General features: G+C 72.5%; 19 protein-coding genes. 9 read left to right on the plus strand and 10 right to left on the minus strand.

Annotated elements, in window-relative coordinates; genetic code table 11:
• The first annotated feature begins 50 nt into the window (after positions 1-50).
• Positions 51-365: a hypothetical protein gene (locus ACGF3A_RS42070; protein WP_393736273.1), complete on the plus strand. Its 315-nt coding sequence runs from the start codon at positions 51-53 to the stop codon at positions 363-365.
• Here ACGF3A_RS42070 and ACGF3A_RS42075 read toward each other — a convergent pair.
• From ACGF3A_RS42075 to ACGF3A_RS42085, 3 genes are all read right to left on the minus strand, one after another.
• Positions 313-1,089 (minus strand): SDR family NAD(P)-dependent oxidoreductase, encoded by a 777-nt coding sequence (locus ACGF3A_RS42075; RefSeq protein WP_393736275.1) that lies wholly within the window; start codon positions 1,087-1,089, stop codon positions 313-315. The genes ACGF3A_RS42070 and ACGF3A_RS42075 overlap by 53 nt on opposite strands.
• 55 nt (positions 1,090-1,144) lie before the next feature.
• The gene (locus tag ACGF3A_RS42080; RefSeq protein ID WP_393736277.1) at positions 1,145-1,954 is read right to left on the minus strand and encodes an Fpg/Nei family DNA glycosylase; all 810 of its coding nucleotides are present in this window, start codon (positions 1,952-1,954) and stop codon (positions 1,145-1,147) included.
• Positions 1,955-2,597: 643 nt separating this feature from the next.
• Positions 2,598-7,454, minus strand: coding sequence for a DEAD/DEAH box helicase (locus ACGF3A_RS42085; protein ID WP_393736279.1), 4,857 nt, complete (start codon positions 7,452-7,454; stop codon positions 2,598-2,600).
• Between the two features lie 100 nt (positions 7,455-7,554).
• On the opposite strand from ACGF3A_RS42085, the gene ACGF3A_RS42090 reads away from it, so the two are divergent.
• From ACGF3A_RS42090 to ACGF3A_RS42100, 3 genes are read left to right on the plus strand one after another with little or no spacing between them, the layout of a single operon-like run.
• Complete coding sequence (locus ACGF3A_RS42090; protein WP_393736281.1) at positions 7,555-8,406, plus strand: AraC family transcriptional regulator; 852 nt, start codon at positions 7,555-7,557, stop codon at positions 8,404-8,406.
• 10 nt (positions 8,407-8,416) lie between these two features.
• The gene (locus ACGF3A_RS42095) at positions 8,417-9,208 is read left to right on the plus strand and encodes an AzlC family ABC transporter permease (RefSeq protein ID WP_393736284.1); all 792 of its coding nucleotides are present in this window, start codon (positions 8,417-8,419) and stop codon (positions 9,206-9,208) included.
• Positions 9,205-9,513, plus strand: coding sequence for an AzlD domain-containing protein (locus ACGF3A_RS42100; protein ID WP_393736286.1), 309 nt, complete (start codon positions 9,205-9,207; stop codon positions 9,511-9,513). The genes ACGF3A_RS42095 and ACGF3A_RS42100 overlap by 4 nt, the downstream gene beginning before the upstream one ends.
• Before the next feature lie 16 nt (positions 9,514-9,529).
• Here the strand turns inward: ACGF3A_RS42100 and ACGF3A_RS42105 are convergent, their stop codons facing one another.
• Entirely contained in the window at positions 9,530-10,438 is a 909-nt protein-coding gene (locus tag ACGF3A_RS42105) for a hypothetical protein (RefSeq protein ID WP_393736288.1), read from the minus strand.
• Between the two features lie 78 nt (positions 10,439-10,516).
• On the opposite strand from ACGF3A_RS42105, the gene ACGF3A_RS42110 reads away from it, so the two are divergent.
• The 4 genes from ACGF3A_RS42110 (at position 10,517) to recX (ending at position 14,090) form a co-directional block, all read left to right on the plus strand.
• The gene (locus ACGF3A_RS42110; RefSeq protein WP_393736290.1) at positions 10,517-10,711 is read left to right on the plus strand and encodes a DUF3046 domain-containing protein; all 195 of its coding nucleotides are present in this window, start codon (positions 10,517-10,519) and stop codon (positions 10,709-10,711) included.
• A 43-nt stretch (positions 10,712-10,754) separates the two neighbouring features.
• A complete protein-coding gene (locus ACGF3A_RS42115) occupies positions 10,755-11,993 on the plus strand; it encodes an AI-2E family transporter (protein ID WP_393736292.1) in 1,239 nt (412 codons plus the stop codon).
• A 189-nt stretch (positions 11,994-12,182) separates the two neighbouring features.
• The gene (recA, locus tag ACGF3A_RS42120) at positions 12,183-13,364 is read left to right on the plus strand and encodes a recombinase RecA (protein ID WP_393736294.1); all 1,182 of its coding nucleotides are present in this window, start codon (positions 12,183-12,185) and stop codon (positions 13,362-13,364) included.
• Positions 13,365-13,367: 3 nt separating this feature from the next.
• Positions 13,368-14,090 carry a recombination regulator RecX gene (recX, locus tag ACGF3A_RS42125; RefSeq protein WP_393736296.1) on the plus strand — a complete coding sequence of 241 codons (723 nt, stop codon included), beginning with the start codon at positions 13,368-13,370 and terminating at the stop codon, positions 14,088-14,090.
• A gap of 114 nt (positions 14,091-14,204) precedes the next feature.
• Here recX and ACGF3A_RS42130 read toward each other — a convergent pair whose 3' ends face one another.
• The 6 genes from ACGF3A_RS42130 to ACGF3A_RS42155 all read right to left on the minus strand — a co-directional run bounded on the left by ACGF3A_RS42130 (position 14,205) and on the right by ACGF3A_RS42155 (position 21,562).
• Positions 14,205-16,277, minus strand: a complete 2,073-nt coding sequence (locus ACGF3A_RS42130) for a glycoside hydrolase (RefSeq protein WP_393736298.1) — start codon at positions 16,275-16,277, stop codon at positions 14,205-14,207.
• 66 nt (positions 16,278-16,343) lie between these two features.
• A complete protein-coding gene (locus tag ACGF3A_RS42135) occupies positions 16,344-17,939 on the minus strand; it encodes an FAD-dependent monooxygenase (protein ID WP_393736301.1) in 1,596 nt (531 codons plus the stop codon).
• A gap of 183 nt (positions 17,940-18,122) precedes the next feature.
• Entirely contained in the window at positions 18,123-19,007 is an 885-nt protein-coding gene (locus tag ACGF3A_RS42140; protein WP_393736303.1) for an amino acid ABC transporter permease, read from the minus strand.
• Positions 19,004-19,651 (minus strand): amino acid ABC transporter permease, encoded by a 648-nt coding sequence (locus ACGF3A_RS42145; RefSeq protein WP_393736306.1) that lies wholly within the window; start codon positions 19,649-19,651, stop codon positions 19,004-19,006. The genes ACGF3A_RS42140 and ACGF3A_RS42145 overlap by 4 nt, the downstream gene beginning before the upstream one ends.
• A gap of 150 nt (positions 19,652-19,801) precedes the next feature.
• Complete coding sequence (locus tag ACGF3A_RS42150; protein WP_393736308.1) at positions 19,802-20,713, minus strand: glutamate ABC transporter substrate-binding protein; 912 nt, start codon at positions 20,711-20,713, stop codon at positions 19,802-19,804.
• 63 nt (positions 20,714-20,776) lie between these two features.
• Positions 20,777-21,562, minus strand: coding sequence for an amino acid ABC transporter ATP-binding protein (locus ACGF3A_RS42155; RefSeq protein ID WP_393736310.1), 786 nt, complete (start codon positions 21,560-21,562; stop codon positions 20,777-20,779).
• 375 nt (positions 21,563-21,937) lie between these two features.
• Here ACGF3A_RS42155 and ACGF3A_RS42160 point away from each other — a divergent pair, with 375 nt between their 5' ends.
• Positions 21,938-22,678 carry a response regulator transcription factor gene (locus ACGF3A_RS42160; protein ID WP_393736313.1) on the plus strand — a complete coding sequence of 247 codons (741 nt, stop codon included), beginning with the start codon at positions 21,938-21,940 and terminating at the stop codon, positions 22,676-22,678.

The following is a 22,678-nucleotide window of genomic DNA, read 5'->3' on the forward strand; positions in this document are numbered from 1 at the left end:
GTGACGTGACGGGGCGGCCGAGGTGGAGCGTGCGGCGGGAGGTGGGCGGCATGGCGGGAGACGCGGCGGGCGGTGGGGCCGGCGGCGGCCGGGCGCGGCCGGGACGTCGGCCGTCCGGTGTCCTCTGCGTGCTGTGCGCCCTCGGCACGCTGCTGTGGTTGAGCGCGATGGGGCGGCTCGTGTGGGGCGCGGGCGGGGCGCTGGAGGCGTCCGTGGTCGCGGGGGGCTGGGGGCTGAGCCTGCTGCCCGTGCACGTCGCGCCGGACAGGGGTGCGGCGCCGCGCGCCGCCGATCTGCTCAAGGTGCTCGGGCTCACCACGGCATGGCGATCCCGCCGTTGGGGCGCAGGATCTGACCAGTCGTGAAGGCGGAGGCGTCCGAGGCGAGGTGCAGGACCGCGTGCGCGACCTCCTCGGCCTCGCCGACGCGGCCCAGCGGGGAGACGCGGGACATGGCCTCCTCGGCGCTGCGCTGCTGCGTGCTGTCGAAGCGGGCGGTCATCGGCGTCCGTATCCAGCCGGGCGCGACGGCGTTGACGCGGATGCCGTGCGGGCCGGTCTCGGACGCGAGGATCTTGGTGAGCTGGACGACGGCGGCCTTCGCCGTGCCGTAGCAGAGCAGCCCGGGGGTGCCGCTGTCGACGACGCCGGAGGAGAGCGTGACGATGCTCCCCGGGGTGCCGGTCCCGATCATGCTGCGGGCGGCTTCCTGGCAGGTGCGCAGGACGCCCTTGAAGTTGACGTCGAGGACCCGGTCCAGGTCGGCGTCGTCCGTCTCCAGGACGGTGCTCCGGTGCATGATCCCGGCGGCGGCCACGGCGATGTGGAGCTGACCGCCCGTGCGGACGGCGGCGGCGACGGTCTCGGCGACCGAGGAGCGGTCGGTGACGTCGACGGTACGGGCGTGGGCCGTGCCGCCGGACTCGGCGATCAGCTCCGCCGTACGGGAGGCGCCCTCGCCGTCGAGGTCGGCGCAGAGCACCTGGGCGCCCGCCTCGGCGAGCAGCAGGGCGGAAGCGCGGCCGATGCCGCTGGCGGCGCCGGTGACGAGGGCGGTCCGGCCGGTCAGGTCGTACGCCGTGAGGGTCATGGGTCAGGACGGTACGACCGGATCTGACGGTCCGTCAATTGGTCCGCGTCGCGCGTCAGTGGGGCGCGGGCTGGCAGTGCGGGCAGTACCAGATGGAGCGCGACCGGCCGGGCGGCCCGTACTCGCCGACGCGGACGGAGGCGCCGCAGCGGTGGCAGGGGCGGTGCTCGCGGCCGTAGACCGCGAGGTTCCGGTCGGGGCGGCTGCCGTTGGTGGTGCGGCGGACGGGGCGGTCCTTGTTCGCCTCCAGGAGCCGTTTGGCGACGGTCAGCAGCCGGGAGGGGAGCGGGGGCGTGAGCGAGCCGACCGGGGCCCAGGGGGAGGTGCGGGCGAGGAAACAGAGCTCGGCCGCGTACACATTGCCGATGCCCGCCAGGTTGCGCTGGTCGAGCAGGGCCTCGGCGAGGGGCCTGGCGGGGTCGGCCAGGAGCCGCCGCTCGGCCTCGGCGGGGTCCCAGTCGGGGCCGAGCAGGTCCGGGCCGAGATGGCCGACGACGGAGTGCTCCTCCAGGGTGCGCAGCAGCTCCAGGACGGGGAGTCGGTAGCCCGTCGCCGTGAGCGTGTCCGTGGCGAGGACGGCGCGGATCTGATGGGCGGGACCGCCCTTGCCGGCGGCATACCGCCCGTACTGCCCGCCGGTGAGGCGCCAGGAGCCGTCCATCCCGAGGTGCGAGTGGAGGGTGAGGCCGCCCTCGACGCGGGTGAGGAGGTGCTTGCCGCGCGGGGTGACGTCCAGGACGCGGCGCCCGGACAGGTCCACGGTCGCGAGCTTGGGCACGCGAAGGTCCGTACGGGTCAGCGTCCGGTCCGCGAGTGCGTCGTGGAGCGTGTGGGCCGTACGCCAGACCGTGTCACCTTCGGGCATACGGCCATGGTCGCAGGGCCCGCGCCGCCCCGGGAGTGGGCGGAACGGAGCCGGGGCGCTCGCGTACGCCACCGGGGCGGTTACCGGCCAGCGGGAGGGAGCGTGCGGGGACCTCACGGGGCGCGCGGGGTATTTCACCGGGGCGTGTGGGCCGCTGGGCGCGTGGTGTGTGCCACCAGGGTGGGTGTGTATGCCGCCGGGGCGCATGCGTGCGCCGCCGGGCGCGGGGGTGTGCGGTTCGTCGCCGGAGGCTGCTCCGCTCGCATCGCCCCGCGGCGCACCTCACTGGGCGTGTGTAGGCCGCCGGGCGCGTGATGTGCGCCCAGCGAGTGCGTGCGTACATCACTGGGGCGCATGCGTGCGCCGCTGGGTAGGTGGCGGGCGGTTCGCCGCCGGGGGCTGCTCCCGTTCGGTACGCCGCGCGGCGTACCTTGCCGGGGGATGAGCGCGCCGTCGGGCGCGGGGATGTCGTTCAGGCAGCGGGCGATTCGCCGCCCGGGGTCCCGCTCGCGACGCCGCGCGGCGTATCTCACCGGGGCGTGTGCGGGTCACCCCGCGCGTGGCGTGCGGGCCTGCGCTGCCGGGGGCGGGGGTGCCGTTCCGGCGGTGTGCGGTTCGCTGTCGCGCGCCGGGGCGTTCGGCGCTACGCCGCGCGCAGGCGCAGGCCGCGGGGGGTCGGGTGGAAGCCCGCTGCCTCCAGAGCGGTGCCGACGGGGGAGGAGAGGGCCGGGGTGCCGTTGACCCGTTCCACCGTGACCGTGCCGAGGGTGCCCTGGCGGGCGGCGCGGGAGAGGGCCTCGACGGCGGCTGTGAGCCTGTCGTCGGTCGCGTCGAGCGTGCCGCCTCCTGGACCGCTGCCCGGGGCACTCCGTACGGAGCTGCCGTCCGGTCCGTTCGCGGCGCCCGTACGGCCGTCGAGCGTGTCGTCGTCGGTGCCCGTCCAGGCGAGCATCGTCTTGCCGCCCCGTTCCATGTAGAGCGTCAGGGCGCCGTCGACCAGGACGACCAGGGAGCCTGCCTTGCGGCCCGGCTTGTGGGTGGCGCCGTCGGGCGGGGAGGGCCAGGGGAGCGCCGCCCCGTACGCGTTCGCCGGGTCGGCGGCGGCGAGGACGAGCGCGCGGCGCGCGGAACGGCTGCCCGAAGGGCCGGACACCGACGGGAGCTCGCGCTCGCGCGCCGTACTGACCGCGCGGAGGCGGTCCACGGCGCCGTCCATCGCGAACTGCGCGGCACCCAGGCCCTCGACGACATAGCCGCGGCGGGCCTGGCCGCTCTCCTCGAAGACGGACAGCACCCGGTACGCCGCGGAGAAGCCACCCTCCACGCCCTCGGCGGCGACGGCGCCCCGGGTGACCACGCCGTGCCGGTCCAGCAAGGTGCGCGCCAGGGCGTGCGCCCGGTGCGTGGGTTCGGACTCGGGTTCGGGGAGGAGCGACCAGCGGCCCGCGACCGTCGGCGGCGCGGACTGCGGGCGTCCCGGGCCTCGGCGGCCCACGCCGTGGCCGCCCGCGACGCCGGAGCCCGCCGCTACGGCGGCTGCCGTGAACGACCCGTAACGCCCGCGCGGCGTCGCCCTCTTGGCGCGGTGCGCCGTCGATCCCGCGGTACGGCCCGAGCCGAGGAGCGCGCGGAGGGGCGCGAGGGTGTCGCCCGTGACGCGGCCCGACCAGACCAGGTCCCACAGCGCGTCGGCCAGCTCGGGATCGGCGGCCTCCGGATGGGTGGTGGCCCGGACCTGACCGGCGATCTGGCGGAAGAACAGTCCGTACCCGCCCTGGAGCGTGTCCAGCACCGACCGGTGGAGCGGCGTGAGCTCCAGGGGGTGCGGGGGCGGGAGGAGCAGCGGGGCCGTGTCGGCGAGATAGAGCGAGATCCAGCCGTCCTTGCCGGGGAGGGCGCCCGCGCCCGCCCAGACGACCTCTCCGGAGGCGGTCAGCTCGTCGAGCATCGGGGCGGCGTAGTCCCCCACCCGGCCCGGGAGGACGAGCTTCTCCAGCGCGGACGCGGGGACGGGCGCGCCCTGCAACTGCTCGACGGTGCGCAGCAGCCCGTCCACGCCCCGGACGCCGCCCGAGCCCAGGTGCTGCCACTGCGGCAGGAAGGCGGCGAGCGCCGTCGGCGGCACGGGCTCCAGCTCCTGGCGCAGCGCCGCCAGCGAACGGCGGCGCAGCCGGCGCAGCACCGCCGCGTCGCACCATTCCTGGCCCACCCCGGACGGATGGAACTCGCCCTGCACCAGGCGGCCCCCGGCGGCGAGCCGCTGGAGCGCCCCGTCCGCGACGGCCGTGCCCAGTCCGAAGCGCGCTGCGGCGTCCGCCGAGATGAACGGGCCGTGCGTACGGGCGTAGCGCGCGAGGAGGTCGCCCAGCGGGTCGGGAACGGGCTCCGTGAACGCCTCCGGGACGCCGACGGGCAGCGCGGCCCCCAGCGCGTCCCGCAGCCGTCCCGCGTCCTCGACGGCCGCCCAGTGCTCCTGGCCTGCGATACGGACGCGGATCGCGCGGCGCGCCGCCTCCAGCTCCTCGGGCCAGGCGGACTCGGCGCCCCGCTCGGCCAGCTCGGCCGTGGTGAGCGGGCCGAGGAGGCGCAGCAGGTCGGCGACGCCCTCGGCGTCCTTGACGCGCCGCTCCTCTGTGCGCCACTGGAGCTCCCGCTCCAGTTCGTGCAGCACGTCGGCGTCGAGCAGCTCGCGCAGCTCCGCCTGGCCCAGCAGCTCCGACAGCAGCCGGGAGTCGAGCGAGAGGGCTGCGGCGCGGCGCTCGGCGAGCGGGGAGTCGCCCTCGTACAGATACTGCGCGACGTAGCCGAACAGGAGCGAGCGGGCGAAGGGGGACGGCTCGGGGGTGGTGACCTCGACCATACGGACGCGGCGCGCCTCGACGTCGCCCATCAGCTCGGTCAGGCCCGGCACGTCGAACACGTCCTGGAGACACTCGCGGACGGCCTCCAGGATGATCGGGAACGAGCCGAACTCGCTGGCCACCTGGAGGAGCTGCGCGGCGCGCTGCCGCTGCTGCCAAAGAGGCGTGCGCTTTCCGGGACTGCGGCGCGGGAGCAGCAGCGCGCGGGAGGCGCACTCGCGGAACCGGGCGGCGAACAGGGCCGATCCGCCCACCTGGTCGGTGACGATCTGGTTGACCTCGTCCTTGTCGAACAGGACGTCGCCGACGCCGAGCGGGGGCTGCTCCGGGTCGACGGACAGCTCCTGGCCGCCGGGCCCCTCGCCGGGCTCGCCCAAGGGGTCGTCGAAGAGGTCCAGGCCCATCAGCTCGGCGTCGGGCAGCCGCAGGACGAGGCCGTCGTCCGCGTGCATCACCTGGGCGTCCATCCCGTACCGCTCGGTGAGGCGGGCGCCGATCGCGAGCGCCCAGGGGGCGTGCACCTGCGCGCCGAACGGGGAGTGGACGACGACGCGCCAGTCGCCCAGCTCGTCGCGGAAGCGCTCCACCACGATCGTACGGTCGTCCGGGACATGGCCCGTGGCCTCGCGCTGCTCGCCCAGATAGGCCAGCAGATTGCTCACCGCCAGCTCGTCCATGCCGGAGGCCCTCAGCCGCTCCTCGGCCTTCTCGCGCGGCAGGGAGCCGACCTCGCGCAGGAACGCGCCCAGCGCGCGGCCCAGTTCGAGCGGGCGGCCGAGCTGGTCGCCCTTCCAGAACGGCAGCCGTCCCGGCACGCCCGGCGCCGGGGTGACCAGGACCCGGTCCCGGGTGATGTCCTCGATCCGCCAGGAGGTGGTGCCCAGGGTGAACACGTCGCCCACCCGGGACTCGTAGACCATCTCCTCGTCCAGCTCGCCGACGCGGCCCCCGCCCTTCTTGGGGTCCGCTCCGGCCAGGAACACCCCGAACAGGCCGCGGTCCGGGATGGTCCCGCCCGAGGTCACCGCGAGCCGCTGCGCGCCCGGCCTGCCGCTCACCGTGTGCGCCACCCGGTCCCACACCAGACGGGGGCGCAGCTCGGCGAAGGCGTCGGACGGATAGCGCCCCGCGAGCATGTCGAGGACCGAGGCGAACGCCGACTCGGGGAGCGCCGCGAAGGGCGCGGCGCGGCGCACCAGGGTCAGCAGCTCGTCGACGTCCCAGGTGTCCACGGCGGTCATCGCGACGATCTGCTGGGCCAGCACGTCGAGCGGATTGGCCGGGATGCGCAGCGACTCGATGGCGCCCTGGCGCATCCGCTCGGTGACGACGGCGGACTGCACGAGGTCGCCCCGGTACTTGGGGAAGACCACACCCGCCGAGACGGCTCCCACCTGGTGCCCCGCGCGGCCCACCCGCTGCAGGCCGGAGGCCACCGAGGGCGGCGACTCGACCTGGATGACGAGATCGACGGCGCCCATGTCGATGCCCAGCTCCAGGCTGGAGGTGGCGACGACGGCGGGCAGCCGGCCGGCCTTCAGGTCCTCCTCGACCTGGGCGCGCTGCTCTTTGGAGACCGAGCCGTGGTGCGCGCGGGCGAGCAGCGGGGGAGCGCCCCCTGCCGCGCCGGAGCCGCCCATCAGCTCGGCGGGGGAGTGGTCCTCGGGCATGGGCTCGCCGGTCGCGCGCTCGTACGAGATCTCGTTCAGCCTGTTGCACAGGCGCTCGGCGAGGCGGCGCGAGTTCGCGAACACGATGGTGGAGCGGTGCTCCTGGATGAGGTCGGTGATCCGCTCCTCCACCGACGGCCAGATGGACGGCTTCGCGCCGCCTCCCGGGCCGCCGCCGGGGTCCTTGGCCGCGTCCTGCGCGGGGGAGCCGCCCAGCTCGCCCATGTCCTCCACGGGCACGACGACCGACAGCGCGAACTCCTTGCCGGAGGGCGGCTGCACGACCGTGGCCTGCCGCCGGGGCGAGAGGAACCGCGCCACCTCGTCCACCGGGCGCACCGTCGCGGACAGGCCGATACGGCGCGCGGGGCGCTCCAGCAGCTCGTCCAGCCGCTCCAGGGAGAGCGCGAGATGGGCGCCGCGCTTGGTGCCCGCCACCGCGTGGACCTCGTCCAGGATCACCGTCTCGACGCCGGAGAACGCCTCGCGCGCCGAGGACGTCAGCATCAGGAAGAGCGACTCGGGCGTGGTGATCAGGATGTCCGGGGGACGGCGGGCGATCGAGCGCCGCTCGGACGCCGGGGTGTCGCCGGAGCGGATGCCGACCCGGATGTCGGGCTCGGGCAGCCCCAGGCGCACGGACTCCTGGCGGATGCCGGTCAGCGGGCTGCGCAGATTCCGCTCGACGTCCACCGCGAGGGCCTTCAGCGGCGACACGTACAGCACCCGGCAGCGCTTGACCGGGTCGGCCGGGGGCGGGGCGGAGGCCAGCCGGTCCAGGGACGCGAGGAAGGCCGCGAGGGTCTTGCCGGAGCCGGTCGGGGCGACGACCAGCGCGTCCGACTCCTGGGCCAGCGCCTTCCAGGCACCCTCCTGGGCGGCCGTCGGCTCGCTGAAGGCAGCCGTGAACCACGCCCGGGTCGCCGGGGAGAAGCCGTCCAGTGCCGAGTTCTGACCCATGGGTCCCATCGTGCAGCACGGCACTGACAGCGGCGGTCCGGAGCGGGTACGGGGCACTGCGGGCTCCGCCGGGCGGCCCCGGCGACCTGTGGCGTCGCACAATGGGCGGATGGGGACAGGGGAGAGCGCACGGCACTGGCGGCCCCCGGAGCTGCCGGGGGTGGACCTGCTGCGTGCCCGCTACATCCACAAGACGTTCCTCCGGCACACGCACGCGACGTACGTCATCGCGGCGATAGCCGAGGGCGTGGAGGCGTTCCACCACGGCGGTACGGTCCACCGGGTGGGCCCCGGCGGGCTGGCTCTGATCAACCCGGACACCTCGCACACCGGGCACGCCGGGGTGCCCGAGGGCTGGCGGTACGACGTGCTCTACCCGGACGCCGGGCTCGTCGCCGCCATCGCGGCCGAGACCGCCGGTTTCCGGGGCACCCCCGGATTCGCCGTCCCCGCCGTCGACGACCCGGGCTCGGCCCGCCTCGTCCGCGAGGTCCACCGCGCCGCCGAGGAGGGCAACGCGCTCGCCGCCGACACCCTGATGCGGGTCGCCGTGGCGCGGCTGCTGCGACGCCACGGCGCGCCCCTTCCGGTACGAGAGGTGCGCACGGCGGGCGCGCGCCATGCCGAGCGCGCACGCGCCGTACTGGAGGAGCGGATGACCGGCCCGCCCACCCTGGAGCAGCTCGCGGCCGAGCTGGGCACCAGCCCGTTCGCGCTGCTGCGCGCCTACCGGGAGACGTACGGGATGCCGCCGCACGCCTGGCTGACCGACGCCCGGGTGCGCCGGGCCCGCGCCCTGCTGGACGCCGGTACGCCGCCCGCGGAGGCCGCGACGGCCGTGGGGTTCACCGACCAGCCGCACCTGACGCGGCACTTCGGCCGCATCATCGGTGTGCCGCCCGGTGCCTACCAGCGTGAACGCGCAAGAACGTACAAGACCGGAGGGCCCGAGGCCGCCTAGCGTCCCCGACGTGCCTCAGCAGACAGACTCCACGGAGCCGGAGCCCGCTTCCCCCGCTTCCCCGGATCCGCCGCCGGGGGAGACCCGCCCCGACCGCGCGGTCGTACGGGACGCGCTCGGCGTCGGTGTGGCCGTCGGGCTCTCCGGGTTCGCCTTCGGGGTGACCGCGGTGGGCTCCGGCATCAGCCTGGCGCAGGCGTGTGCGCTCAGCCTGTTCGTGTTCACCGGAGCCTCGCAGTTCGCACTGGTCAGCGCGCTGGCGGCGGGTGGCAGCCCGCTGACGGCAGCCGCCGGGGCGTTCTTCCTGGGCACCAGGAACGCCTTCTACGGGCTGAGCCTGTCCACCCTGCTGCGCCTTCCGCGCGGAGTGCGCCCCGCCGCGGCGCACTGGGTGATCGACGAGACCTCCGTCGTCGCCCTCGCCCAGCCCGACAGGCGCTCCGCGCGGATCGGCTTCACCGTCACCGGTGCCACCCTCTTCGTCCTGTGGAACCTCACCACGCTCCTGGGCGCCCTCGGGGCCGGGGCACTGGGCGACACGAAGGCGTGGGGACTGGACGCCGCGGGGCCCGCCGTCTTCCTCGCCCTCCTGGCACCGATGCTGCGCACCCTCGCCGAACGGGTCACGGCGGCGGTCGCGGTCGTCCTGGGACTCGGGCTGCTGCCCGTACTGCCCGCGGGCGTACCGGTGCTGGTGGCCGCCCTCGCGGCGCCTCTTGTGCTGACGGGACACCGGCTGACCCCCGCCGGGAGGGGCGTACGGCCGGGACGGAGCGAGAAGCGGGAGGAGGGTCCCCGATGAGCGTCTGGATCGCGATCGGCCTGACGGCGGCGGGCTGCTACCTGGTCAAACTGCTCGGCCTGTCCGTGCCCGAGGGCGCGCTGGAACGCCCGCTGGTCAGGAAGCTGGCCGCGCTCGTCCCCGTGGCGCTGCTCGCGGCCCTGACCGCGCAGCAGACCTTCGGGGACGGCAGTGCCCTCGTCCTCGACGCCAAGGCGGCCGGGCTGGGCGCCGCAGCTGTCGCACTGGTGCTGCGCGCGCCCTTCCTGGTCGTCGTCGGCGCCGCCGTACTGGTCACCGCCGGCGTCCGCGCGGTGACCGGTTGAGGGGCGGTCGGAGCGGCTAGAGACGTCCGTACGCGCGGAGCGTCCGCAGGGCTTCCAGGGTCACCAGGGGACGTCCTTCGAGCGCCGTACCGGGCGCCCATGAGCGCCAGTTGATGTCCCAGCCGCCGTCCTCGCGCTGTGCGGCCGCGAGGTGCTCCAGGCCGCGTTCCAGCTCCGTGTCGGTGAACCAGCGGCGGGCCAGCGAGTCGGGGGAGCGGGCGAAGTCCGTCACGTAGTGGTGCTCGCCCGGCGCGTACCCGTCCGCCACGGGGAAGTCGACCTCCTTGCCGGGCTCCGTCACCGCCAGCCGCTGCTCGCGCACCAGGCCGCCCAGCCGCTCGGCCGCCGCCTCGGCACGCGGCCGGTCGGGTACGCCGTCCAGGAAGACGAGGGCCGCCTCCACCTCGTACGGATGGGTCTTCTCCAGGGACTCGACGGCGGACCAGCAGAAGTCCGTCGCCCGGAACAGCCAGGCGTGCCAGACGCTGTTGCGGTGCAGCGTGCCGACCACGGGCGCGGTCGCCAGCAGGTCGCTCGGGGGATCGTCCACGACGGGGATCCAGGGCGCCGCCGGATAGCCGCGCAGGGACGGATGGAGCGCGGGCAGCGCCCCCTCGGGCGTGGACACGTGCGTCAGGTAGCGGCCGATCCGTTCCACCCGCTGCCCCGCGCAGCGTCCGATGCCGTCCAGCACGCGCAGCGCGGTGGCCGTGTGCAACGGCTGGCTGACGGGGCCGCGCAGATCGGGCTCCAGGGCGTGGCCGTAGCCGCCGTCGGTGTTGCGGTAGGCGTCGAGTGCCGTCTCGACGGCGTCAGGGTCACCGTCCAGGAAGTCGTGTTCGAAGCGCCGCTGCTCCAGGACGCGTGCCGTCAGCCAGATGAAGTGCTCGGCACGGGAGAGAGGAGTCGTTCCAGAAGGAGCCATTCTCCGACCGTAGGCCCAGGCGGCGGCCCGGTCACGGCCGTCGGCGGGAGCCGACCCCGAGGGCGGGATACTGAGGGCATGCGGTTGACGGACTTCTGGCAGCGGATGGCGGACCACTTCGGTGAGGCGTACGCGGACTCCTTCGCGCGCGACCATGTGATGTCCGAATTGGGAGGCCGGACCGTGCGCGAGGCGCTCGACGCGGGCTGGGAGGCGAAGGACGTCTGGCGGGTGGTCTGCGGTGCCATGGACGTCCCGTCTCACAAGAGGTGAGTCGTTTACGGGGCGTTCTGTCCCGTGACGCGAAACTTGCCGGGTGGGAGCATCCGAGAGCGACGCCCAGGGCGGCGACGGCGGCCAGGACGACGGCCGGAGCGAGGACCGGGACGACGGCCGGGATGACGGCCGGGACGAAGACCGGCGTGCTGGTGCCGGTGTCGGTGCCGGTGGTGATGCGGACGCGGACGCGCGGGACCGGCGGATGCCGCGCTGGCTGCCCAGGGCACTCGTCCTGGCGCTGCTGCTGCTCGGCTGCTACCAGCTCCTGAGCTGGGCGTTCGACCGTGTGCTCGGGCTGCTCCTGAACATCCTGATCTCGTTCTTCCTCGCGCTCGCCATGGAGCCCGCGGTGGACGGGCTGGCCGCGCGCGGGATGCGGCGCGGGCTGGCGACCGGGATCGTGTTCGTGATCACTCTGGCGGCGGCGGGCGGGTTCCTCGCGGCGCTGGGCTCGGTGTTCGCCGACCAGATCACAAAGATCATCGAGAATCTGCCGTCGTACGTGAGCGACGTGGTGAGCTGGATCAACCAGACGTTCCACACCGACCTCGACGTCGACAGTCTCCAGTCCGGCGTGATCCATTCCGACTGGGTGCGCCAGTACGTGCAGAGCGGCGCGCAGAACGTCTGGGGCATCTCCGCGACCGTGCTGGGCGGGGTCTTCCAGCTGCTGACGGTCTGCCTGTTCACGTTCTACTTCGCGGCCGACGGGCCGCGGCTGCGGGCCGCGCTGTGCTCCGTGCTGCCGCCCTCGCGCCAGGCCGAGGTGCTGCGCGCCTGGGAGATCGCGGTGACCAAGACCGGCGGCTACCTCTACTCGCGGGTGCTGATGGCCCTGGTCTCCGGCGTCGCGCACTACATCTTCCTGCAGCTGATCGGCGTGCCGTACGCGCCCGCGCTGGCGGCCTGGGTCGGGGTGGTCTCGCAGTTCGTCCCCACGGTCGGCACCTATCTCGCCGGGGCGCTGCCGATGCTGATCGCCTTCACGGTGGACCCGTGGTCGGCGGTGTGGGTGCTGGTGTTCGTGACCGCCTACCAGCAGGTGGAGAACTACATCCTGCAGCCGAGGATCACCGCGCGGACCGTGGACATCCACCCGGCGGTCGCCTTCGGCTCGGTGATCGCGGGCACCTCGCTGCTGGGAGTGATCGGCGCGCTCATCGCGATCCCTGCCACGGCGACGCTCCAGGGCTTCCTCGGGGCGTACGTGAAGCGCTACGACGTGGCGGACGAACGGGTCAAATGGGGCACCCGGGCGCGTCGTCGTCCCTCCTGACCTGCGCCTTCTCAAAGTTATCCACAGTGATCCCAGGTGACTTGACGTGAAAATCGAACATCGATTCTCATGGGTGGACCGGCGAGGCCGGACCGCGGCAGGGACCGGGGCCGGGCCGATTGTCAGTGGCAGGCGCTAGCGTCTTGAAACGTGAAGCGATCGACTCAAGCAAACACCCGGGTGGCACCCATGGCAGGAACCGACCGCGAGAAGGCGCTCGACGCCGCGCTCGCACAGATTGAACGGCAATTCGGTAAGGGCGCCGTGATGCGCATGGGTGACCGGCCGAACGAACCGATCGAGGTCATCCCCACCGGCGCGACCGCGCTCGATGTGGCCCTCGGCGTCGGCGGCCTGCCGCGAGGCCGCGTGGTGGAGGTGTACGGACCGGAGTCCTCCGGCAAGACGACCCTGACCCTCCACGCGGTGGCCAATGCCCAGCGCGCCGGCGGCACGGTCGCCTTCGTGGACGCGGAGCACGCCCTCGACCCCGAATACGCGAAGAAGCTCGGCGTCGACACCGATTCGCTGATCCTCTCCCAGCCGGACAACGGCGAGCAGGCCCTCGAGATCACCGACATGCTGGTCCGCTCCGGTGCCCTCAGCCTGATCGTCATCGACTCCGTCGCGGCGCTCGTGCCCCGTGCGGAGATCGAGGGCGAGATGGGCGACTCCCACGTCGGTCTCCAGGCCCGGCTGATGAGCCAGGCCCTGCGGAAGATCGCCGGTGCGCTCAACCACTCCAAGACCACCGCGATCTTCATCAACCAGCTCCGCGAGAAGGTCGGCGTCATGTTCGGCTCCCCGGAGACCACGACCGGTGGCCGCGCGCTGAAGTTCTACGCGTCGGTGCGGCTCGACATCCGCCGTATCGAGACCCTCAAGGACGGCACCGAGGCCGTCGCCAACCGCACCCGCGTCAAGGTCGTCAAGAACAAGGTCGCGCCGCCCTTCAAGCAGGCCGAGTTCGACATCCTCTACGGCGAGGGGATCAGCCGCGAGGGCGGCCTGATCGACATGGGCGTGGAGCACGGCTTCGTCCGCAAGTCCGGTGCCTGGTACACCTACGAGGGCGACCAGCTCGGCCAGGGCAAGGAGAACGCGCGCAACTTCCTCAAGGACAACCCTGATCTCGCCAACGAGATCGAGAAGAAGATCAAGGAGAAGCTGGGCATCGGCGTCCAGCCTGAGGCTCCGGAGGCGGAGCCTGGGGCGGACGCGGCGAGCGGTCCGGAGGCCGCGGGGGCAGCAGGGGCAGCGGGGACAGACACCTCCGGCGCGGCGGACGACGCGGCCAAGACGGTTCCCGCTCCGGCGACGAAGGCCGCCAAGACGTCGAAGACGTCCAAGGCCGCTGCCGCCAAGAGCTGATCCGTGACACGGCGCACCGACTGGCCGGTGCATGCGGAGATCCCGGAGCGCGCGGGGCGGGACGGCGGTCCCGGCCCCGGCTTCCAGGACAGCGGCGGTCCCGCCCCGTCGAGGGCCGAGGCGGGACCGTCGCGCACGTCTCGCGGTATACGGGGGGACCGCGAGGCGCGCGACGAGGGGGGACGGTGCGGGGGCCGGGGGGAGCGGCCTCCGGAGCCGAAGGACCCGGTCGAGCGGGCGCGCGCCATCTGCCTGCGCCTGCTCACCGGGACTCCCCGGACCCGGCAGCAGCTCGCCGAAGCACTGAAGAAGAGGGAGATCCCGGACGAGGCCGCCGAGGAGGTCCTCGCCCGCTTCGAGGACGTGGGCCTGATCGACGATTCCGCGTTCGCGGAGGCGTGGGTCGAGTCCCGGCACCACAGCCGAGGCCTCGCGCGCCGGGCGCTCGCGCGTGAGCTGCGCACCAAGGGCGTGGACTCGGCGGTGATCGACGAGGCCGTCGGCATGCTCGACTCCGAGCAGGAGGAGGAGACCGCCCGGGCCCTGGTGGAGCGGAAGCTCCGCTCCACCCGCGGCCTGGACAGGGACCGGCGGCTGCGCCGCCTGGCCGGGATGCTGGCCCGCAAGGGCTATCCCGAAGGGCTCGCCCTGCGCGTGGTGCGCCGCGCGCTGGAGGAGGAGGGCGAAGACCCGGAGATCCTGGACGAGCACCTCCCGGACCTCTGACAGGAGCCGATGCCCAGGCCCGCCCCAGGCCCGCCCCTGGCCTGGACCGGGTGGACCTGGCCCGGCTCAAGCTCGGGGGTCTGTGCCGGGCTCAAGCTTGAGTCTGTGTCCGGCTCAAACTCGGCCCGGGCACAGGCGACGCGGCTTGGGCTCGTTCTTCAGCTTGGCGTCCACGCAGCCGCCGGGGAGCGAGCCGTAGGGGCTGGTGCCGAAGTTCGCGGTGACGCGGAGGGTGCCGTGGCCGAAGGTCGAGCGCTGGACCCGGTGGTCGCGGGTCAGGTGGCGGAAGTCCGTCATGCGTTCGGTGCCCGCCGCCCTGTGGAGCGGCGCGAAGTACCGCTGGAGGGCGGCCATTTCGTTCCCTGCCGAGTCCAGATTCTTGTCACTGAGCGCGAAGTTGAGCGGGGTGTTGTAGAGCACGGACATCAGCGCGCGGTCCGTCTTCTGCTCCGGCAGCTTGCCGTAGGGCATCTCCCAGCGGTCGGTGCTGATCAGGGAGTCGTGCAGCGCGGTCTGGTAGAGCGGGACGCGGTACGCCGGGTCGTACAGGGACGTGGCGAGCGAGGCAGGCAGCCGTACGGGCTTGAAGAAGTGGCCCGGAGCGGTGGCGGGGTAGTAGGCGCCCCAGGTCTTCTTGTCGTTCTGGAGCTTCCACAGGGCGTCGTTCACGGGCGTCTGCGAGCCGTGGTTGAAGGCGAGGACGGGCGCCGACCAGGAGACCGCCGACTCCGAGCCGAGGACCAGCCGGTCGCGGTCGGCCAGAACGCGCATCCGGTCCATGCGGTTGGCCCGGTCCTGCTTCTTCGTCATGGGGTGGGAGGGGGTGAAGTCGCTGAAGAGTTCGCCCGCCGCGTCGACGTCGACGAAGACGCTGTTGACGCCGTTGGCGGTCATCTTCTCCGTGTGCGTGGCCAGATAGCGCCTGCTCGGCTCCGACTGGGCGAACGCCTGTGAGCTGAGGTAGCACCCCCGGCCGCCGAAGCCGGTCTTGATCTTCCCCTTGCGGTCCCGCACGCAGTAGTCGGGGTAGACCGTGCCCGGCCATTTGGCCACGGGGGTGTCGGCGGAGCCGGGGTCCTGCCCGTTGTCGTAGGAGTCGTACGGGCCGACCACGTACCCCTGCTTCTTCGCCGTGGACACCGCGTGCCCGCTCATGGGCCTGCCGTCCGCGTCGTAGCCGAGCCAGAGGCGGGTGCTGCCCTGCCGCCCGAGCTTCCGTACGGCCTTCTCGCTCCGCGCCCCGCCCCACAGATAGGCGTGCTCGGCGCCGAGGAGCTTCCGGATCTCCGGGTTGCGGGCGATCTTCTCCTTCAGGGTGCGGACCTGCCCGTGCTCGTCGAGCCAGCGGCGGTAGTCCTCGGCAGGTGCGACGGGCGAGCCGGACGTCAGCGCGAAGGTGACCGTGTACGAACGGGTCTTCTCCCGGCCCGAGAAGTCATGCGTCGCCGTGGCGTGCAGCTTGCCTCCCGTGGAGGTGAAGCCGAGCGAGGTGCCGACGTTCTCGGGCACCAGGTAGCTGACGCCGTGTCCGCCCGACGCATAGCCCCACAGCGGCAGCGTGAGCGAGCCGCCGCCCGCGAGGTCGGCCTCGGAGCCCGCGAGTCCGGCCTTCTTCCCGTTCCAGAAGGTGTCCGCGACGGGCACCGACAGGCCCTCGCCGCGCGGTATCTGGAGCGATGCCTTCCGAGAGGCCCCCGTGCCCTGGCCGGTGACCGGCCACGCAAGGGTGCGGTCGGAGTCCGCGCGTACGGTCATCCGCAGCCGCCCCTTCTCGCTCGCGGCGCTGACGCGCAGCCCGGCCGACGGGTACGACCAGGCGGCCGTGGAGCCCTCCACCGTGACCGTGCCCGGCGTGCCCAGCTTGTCGGCCGCCGCGTCCGAGACGGGGAGCGTACGGCCGCCGCCCGTACGTCCCGTGACGCGCAGCGTGGACGTGTCGACGCGGGCGGTGCCACCGCGTACGGAGAAGTCGACGGTACGGCCGTGGGCACGCGGCGCCGGAGCGGCGGAGGAGGCATCGGGCGAGGTGTCGGACGAGGAGTCGGGAGCGGCGAGGGACGCGTAGCCCGCCGTCGCGGTGGTGGCGGCGAGCACGGCTCCGGCGGTGATCCCGAGCGCCAGGTTCCGATTCCGCTTCTTCGGGTCCCACTGCCCGGCGCGGTGCCGAGGTGTCTCAGAACGATCCATGAGCGCCACAATGGTCAGCGCTTCTAAGGGAGTTCTAAGAGCGGGGAGGCTGAGAACAAGGAGGCTCTAGGAGCGCCGTGGCACGTCGATCACCTCGGCCTCGCCCCGTACGGCCCGTGCGCACAGGAGGAGTTCCGCCGGGCGGGCGGCGGGCAGTGCGGCCGTGAGGTGGCCGTCGGCGCGGATCACGAGGACCGTGTGCGCCGCCGCGCCCGGGTAGCTCTCCGCGACGAGCAGTGTGGCCCGCAGGGGGAGGCCGTCGACGGCGGCGGCAAGTTCGGGCATCATCCCCGCCTGCAGCCAGTGGCGGCTGTCCCACACGCCCGTACCGGGCGCTATCAGCACCACCAGCAGCTCGCCCCCGCTGCCGCACAGCCAGTCGCGCAAACGCCCCCGGGTCCCGTCCGTCGCGGTCACCGGCACGTCGCGCACCGGGGCGCCCGGGGCCGTGCCGACGGGGACGGTGGAGACGGTTCCGCGCCGGGGCCGCAGGGGCGTACGGGCGTACGCGGCGGGCGCGCCCAGCAGTCCGCGCCCCAGGTGGCCGTCCGTGAGCAGCCCGAGGTGCGCCCGTGCGCCGCCTCCCGGCAGCAGCGCGCGCAGTCCGCCGCCGCGCCGGACGAGCGGCAGTGCCTGGTCGACGGCGCGCAGCCGGGAGCCGACGGCGCCGCGCCGTTCCGCTTCGTAGCTGTCGAGCAGGACGCCCGCCGCACTGTCGTGGCCGTGGTGCCAGGCGAGGGCGAGCTTCCAGGCGAGGTTGGCCGCGTCGCGCAGCCCCTCGTCGACGGACTGGATGCCGAGCGCGCCCTGGAGGTGCGCCGCGTCGCCCGCCAGGAACGTGCGGTCCACGCGCCAGTGCCGGGCGAGCCGCTGGTGCGCGGTGTGCACGCCGGTGTCGACCAGCTCGTACGGACCGGGGGTGCCGGCCCCGTTCCCGGCCGCCGCGCCGAACCAGAGGGACAGGGTGTCCTGGACGCGCTCCAGCATCTCCTCGGGGGTGACGAGGTCGCCGCGCGGCGGCAGCAGCCAGTCGAGCCGCCACACGCCGCCGGGCAGCGGCCGCGCCGTCACCTCGCCGGGCTTGCCGCCGGGGTCGCGGTGCAGCAGCGCCTCGTCCTCCCAGGGGAGCTGGACGCGGAGCGCGGCGACGGCGTGCCGTTCGACCGCCGTGTGGCCGGGGAAGCGGACCCCGAGCAGCTTCCGCACGGTCGAGCGGGCGCCGTCGCAGCCGACGGCGTAGCTCCCGCGCCACCAGGTGCCGCTGTCGCCCCGGGTGTGCGTGGTGACCCCGTCGGCGTCCTGTTCCAGCACGTCGACATGGCTGTTCGGGACGACACGGGCGAGCTTCTCGCCGTCAAGCGCCGTGCGCAGCGCCCGTTCCAGCTGGTGCTGCTCGATGTGGAGGGGCGAGGTCTCCCCGTCGAGCTCGACGCGTTCGACGAGCTGTGCGCGCCGCTCCGCGCGCCAGGAGTGCCAGCGCAGCCCGGTGAGCCGGGGCAGGCTCGCGGCGGTGTCGGGGCGCAGTACGCACGTACGCGCTGCCCTGCGTGTCGCTCTGCCGTCCGTGGCGTCCAGGACGACGGAGGGGACGGCGTGACGGGCGAGATGGAGCGAGAGTGCGAGTCCGGTCGGTCCGGCACCGACGACGATCACCGGGTCCACAGCGGAGAGACCTCACAGCCCTGGTGGTGCTGACGGGGGCCGGGGTTCGCGGTTCCTGGTGGAGCCTGGTGCACGATCACGATCGTATGCAACCCACTGCCTGTGCGGGCGTCAAGTGACGGAGGCGGCGGCCCCCTTGGGGACCGCCGCCTCCGTGCTGACCTGTGCCGCGCGGGCGGTGGGTCAGAGCTGTGCCTGTCCCGCCTCGGCGGGCGGCGCGGCGTCAGCGGGCTTGATGCCCGTCTTCGCGCGCCGTCCGCGCTTCTCGATCCAGGTGGCCAGGGCCGAGAGGGCGAGGCAGAGCACGATGTAGATGGTGCCGATGACGATGACCGTGGGGACGTACGGGTAGTCGCCGTTCACCGTCGTGTTGGAGGCGATCAGACGCGCGGTCTGGAGGAGCTCCGGGTAGAGGATGATGTAACCCAGTGAGGTGTCCTTGAGGGTCACCACCAGCTGGCTGATGATCGTCGGCATCATCGCCCGTACGGCCTGCGGCATCAGGATGGTCATCATGACCTGCGTCTTGCGCATGCCGATGGCGTAGGCGGCCTCGCGTTGGCCCTTGGGCACCGAGTTGATGCCCGCGCGCAGCACCTCGGCCTGGACGCAGGCGTTGTAGATGCCCAGGCCGATCACGAGCGCCCACATCGGCTTGATGCTGACGCTGATCGGCAGCAGGGCGTCCACGATGCCGACCCACAGCGCGAAGATGGTGATGAGCAGCGGGATCGAGCGGAACAGCTCGACGAAGGCCGTGGCGACCCACCGGACCGGCTTGTGCTCGGAGAGCCGTCCCACACAGAGGACGACGGCGAGGACCAGCGACAGCACGGCGGCCATCGCGAACACCTTCAGGGTGGCGAGCAGTCCGTCGACGATGTTCTCGCGGATGCCCGAGTAGTTGAAGATGTCCCACTTGGCGCCCTCGAACTCGCCCTTGTCGTACAGCCGGTACACGATCAGTGCGACCAGGCCGATGACCAGGATGGAGCCGATGACGGAGTAGACGATGTTGCGTGCCCGGGCCTTGGGGCCCGGAGCGTCGTAGAGCACGCTCGCGCTCATCGGGCGACCTCCATACGGCGCTCCAGCAGCCGGAAGAGGCCGCTGATGGCGAAGGTGATGACCAGGTACCCGAGCGTGATCCAGATGAAGATCACGAGGATGTTGTAGCCCTCGTTGCTCAGCGTCTTCTGGATGTTGAACAGGTCGACGTTGTTGAACGCGCCCGCGATGGCCGAGTTCTTCGTCAGGGCGATGAGGAAGCTGCTCAGCGGCGGCAGCGCGGTCCTGGTCGCCTGGGGCAGCACGATCATCCGCAGGGTCTGGGTGAACGTCATGCCGATGCTGCGCGCGGCCTCGGCCTGCCCCAGCGGCACCGTGTTGATGCCGGAGCGGATGGCCTCGGAGATGTACGAGGAGGTGTACATCCCGAGCGCGACGACCGCGAGCAGGAAGGAGTCGATCCCCGGGAAGAGGACCTGCGGCACCACGAAGAACGCGACCAGGAACAGCAGGGTCAGCGGGGTGTTGCGCAGCAGCGTGACGTAAACCGTGCCGAACAGCCGCAGGGGCGGCACCGGTGAGACGCGGAATCCGGCGATGATCAGGCCCAGCACGAGTGCGAGCAGTGCGCTGGTGACTGTCAGGGACAGGGTTCCGACGAACCCCTCGCGGAACAGATCCAGATTGTCGAGCAGTACATCCATAGAGTGTCTCGTCTCCGCGGGCCGGAGTCCGGCGGCGTTTCGGACAGGGGTGTGAGCCCTGCCCGTACGAACGGTGCGGTCACGCCCGTACGAGCAGGGGTTCAGGGGGGTGGCGAGAAGAGGCGGGAGGCCCGGAGGCCTCCCGCTGGGTCACTTCTCCTCGAGGGCCGGCGGCTCCTGGAACTTCGAGCCCGACTTGCCGAGAGTGGCGTCGTACGCCTTCTTGTAGTCGCCGTTCTCCTGGTGCGCGACCAGGGCGTCCGCGACGGCCTTCTGCAGGGCGTTGTCGCCCTTCTTCATGCCGACGCCGTAGGGCTCGTCGGTGAAGGGCTTGCCGACGACCTTCAGCTTCTTCGGGTTGTCGGCCGCGTAGCCCTTGAGGATCGCGTCGTCGGTGGTGACCGCGTCGACCTGGCCGTCGACGAGCTGCTTGACGCAGTCCGAGTACTTGGCCAGCTCGGTGACCTTGCCGCCGTACTTCGGCTTCTTGATCTCCTGGAGCGGGGTGGAGCCGACGATCGAGCAGACCTTCTTGCCCTTGACGGTCTCCGGGCCGGTGATCTTCTTCTCGTCCTTGCGGACCAGCAGCGCGGCGCCCGCGTGGTAGTACGGACCGGCGAAGTCGACCTGCTTCTTGCGCTCCGGGTTGATCGTGTACGTGCCGATCATCAGGTCCACGTCACCCTTGCGGACCGCCTGCTCGCGGGCGCCGGAGTCGACCGTCTCGAACTTGATCTGCTTCTCGGAGAAGCCGAGGTCCGCCGCGATCATCTTGGCGATCTCGATGTCGAAGCCCGAGTACTTCTTCGTCGACTGGTCCTGGAAGCCCAGGTACGGCTGGTCGGCCTTGGCGCCGATGACGATCTTGCCGCGCTTCTGGGCGGCCTTCAGCACCGACGAGTCGACCTTGACGTCCTTGGCGACCTTGTAGGTCGGCAGCGCCTTCTCGTCGGTCTTGCCGCCCTGCTCGTCGCCGGCGGAGCCTTCCTTGCCACCGCAGGCCGCGGTGGCGGCGAGAGCCAGGATCACGGCCGCGGAGGCGGCGGTCTTCTGGAGCTTCATAGTGGGTATCCCTTGCTCGAACAGTCGTTGGCGAGACGCGCCGTCGGCGGTGCTCTGCGGTGCCTAGTGGTGCAGGATCTTCGAGAGGAAGTCCTTGGCGCGGTCGCTGCGCGGGTTGCTGAAGAACTGGTCCGGAGTGGCTTCCTCCACGATCCGGCCGTCGGCCATGAAGACGACCCTGTTCGCGGCGGACCGGGCGAAGCCCATCTCGTGCGTGACGACGACCATCGTCATGCCGTCCCGCGCCAACTGCTGCATGACTTCCAGCACTTCGTTGATCATCTCGGGGTCGAGGGCCGAGGTGGGCTCGTCGAAGAGCATCACCTTCGGGTCCATCGCGAGCGCCCGGGCGATGGCGACCCGCTGCTGCTGACCGCCGGAGAGCTGCGCCGGGTACTTGTCGGCCTGGTTGCCCACGCCGACCCGGTCGAGCAGGGTGCGGGCCTTCTCCTCGGCGGCCCGCTTGTCCGTCCTGCGGACCTTGACCTGGCCCAGCGTCACGTTCTCGAGCACCGTCTTGTGCGCGAAGAGGTTGAAGGACTGGAAGACCATGCCGACGTCGGCACGCAGCTTCGCCAGTTCCTTGCCCTCCTGCGGCAGCGGCTTGCTGTCGACGGAGATGTGGCCCGAGTCGATCGTCTCCAGGCGGTTGATGGTGCGGCACAGCGTGGACTTGCCGGAGCCCGAGGGGCCGATGACGACGACGACCTCGCCTCGCGCGATGGACAGGTCGATGTCCTGGAGGACATGCAGCGCACCGAAGTGCTTGTTGACGTTGTCCAGTGAAACCAGCTTGTCGGTCCCCGGCTGGGGGCCCTCCGCGTCCTTGGTCACCGATACTTCGCTCATCGGCGTACAGCTCCGTCCTCGTCGGTTGCGAGGACCCTAGTGAGCCGCTGCCATCAGCGTCATTACATCTGAGCGGAAATTGAGGATAACGATCTGGCCGCAACCGGGCACACTGGGTAAAGGGGACGCCACCCCGTGGAACGGCGTCTCCCAGGGCTCCTGCCGACTCCCGGCAGGGTGCTCACGGGGCTGCGGCCGCACCGGCCGTACCGGCTGTATAACGGATCCCCGTGGGCGACCGGAAGCCCCTTGACTCACCCGGGCTTATCGGGGTGGATGCGGGGGGTTTCTGTACGGCACGGCACGGCACGGCACGGCGCGCGTGACGACGGCACACGCGACGTGACAACGGCACACGGGAAAGGAGGGCGGGGCATGAGGCTGCTCCTCGTCGAGGACGACGACCACGTCGCCACCGCGCTCTCCGCCGTGCTGACCCGCCACGGGTTCGAGGCGGTGCACGTCCGCAGCGGCGCCGAGGCGCTGCGCGAGCTGCTGCCGGGCGAGCCCGGCTCCGGCGCGTGCGGCTTCGACGTCGTCCTGCTCGACCTGGGCCTGCCCGACCAGGACGGTTTCGAGGTCTGCGGCCGTATCCGCCGGACCACCTCCACCCCGGTGATCATGGTGACGGCCCGCGCCGACGTCCGCTCCCGGATACACGGGCTGAACCTCGGCGCCGACGACTACGTGGTCAAGCCGTACGACATGGGGGAGCTGCTCGCCCGTATCCACGCCGTGAGCCGCCGCAGGGCCCCCGAGGACGGCGTGGGACAGGCGCGCCCCGCCGGGGAGACCGAGGGGGACCCGGGGGCCGCTGAGGGCACGCTCACGCTCGGCGCCGTCACCATCGAGCTGCCCACCCGGCAGGTCCGGGTGGACGGTACGGAGGTGCCGCTGACCCGTAAGGAGTTCGACCTGCTGGCCCTGCTCGCGCAGCGCCCCGGCGTCGTCTTCCGGCGGGAGCAGATCATCAGCGAGGTGTGGCGCACGAGCTGGGAGGGCACCGGGCGCACCCTGGAGGTGCACGTCGCCTCCCTGCGCTCCAAGCTGCGCCGTCCCACGCTGATCGAGACCGTCCGCGGCGTGGGGTACCGCATGTCGGCGCAGGGCGCCTGA

It is taken from the genome of Streptomyces sp. NPDC048172, assembly GCF_043202595.1.
Lineage (GTDB): Bacteria > Actinomycetota > Actinomycetes > Streptomycetales > Streptomycetaceae > Streptomyces.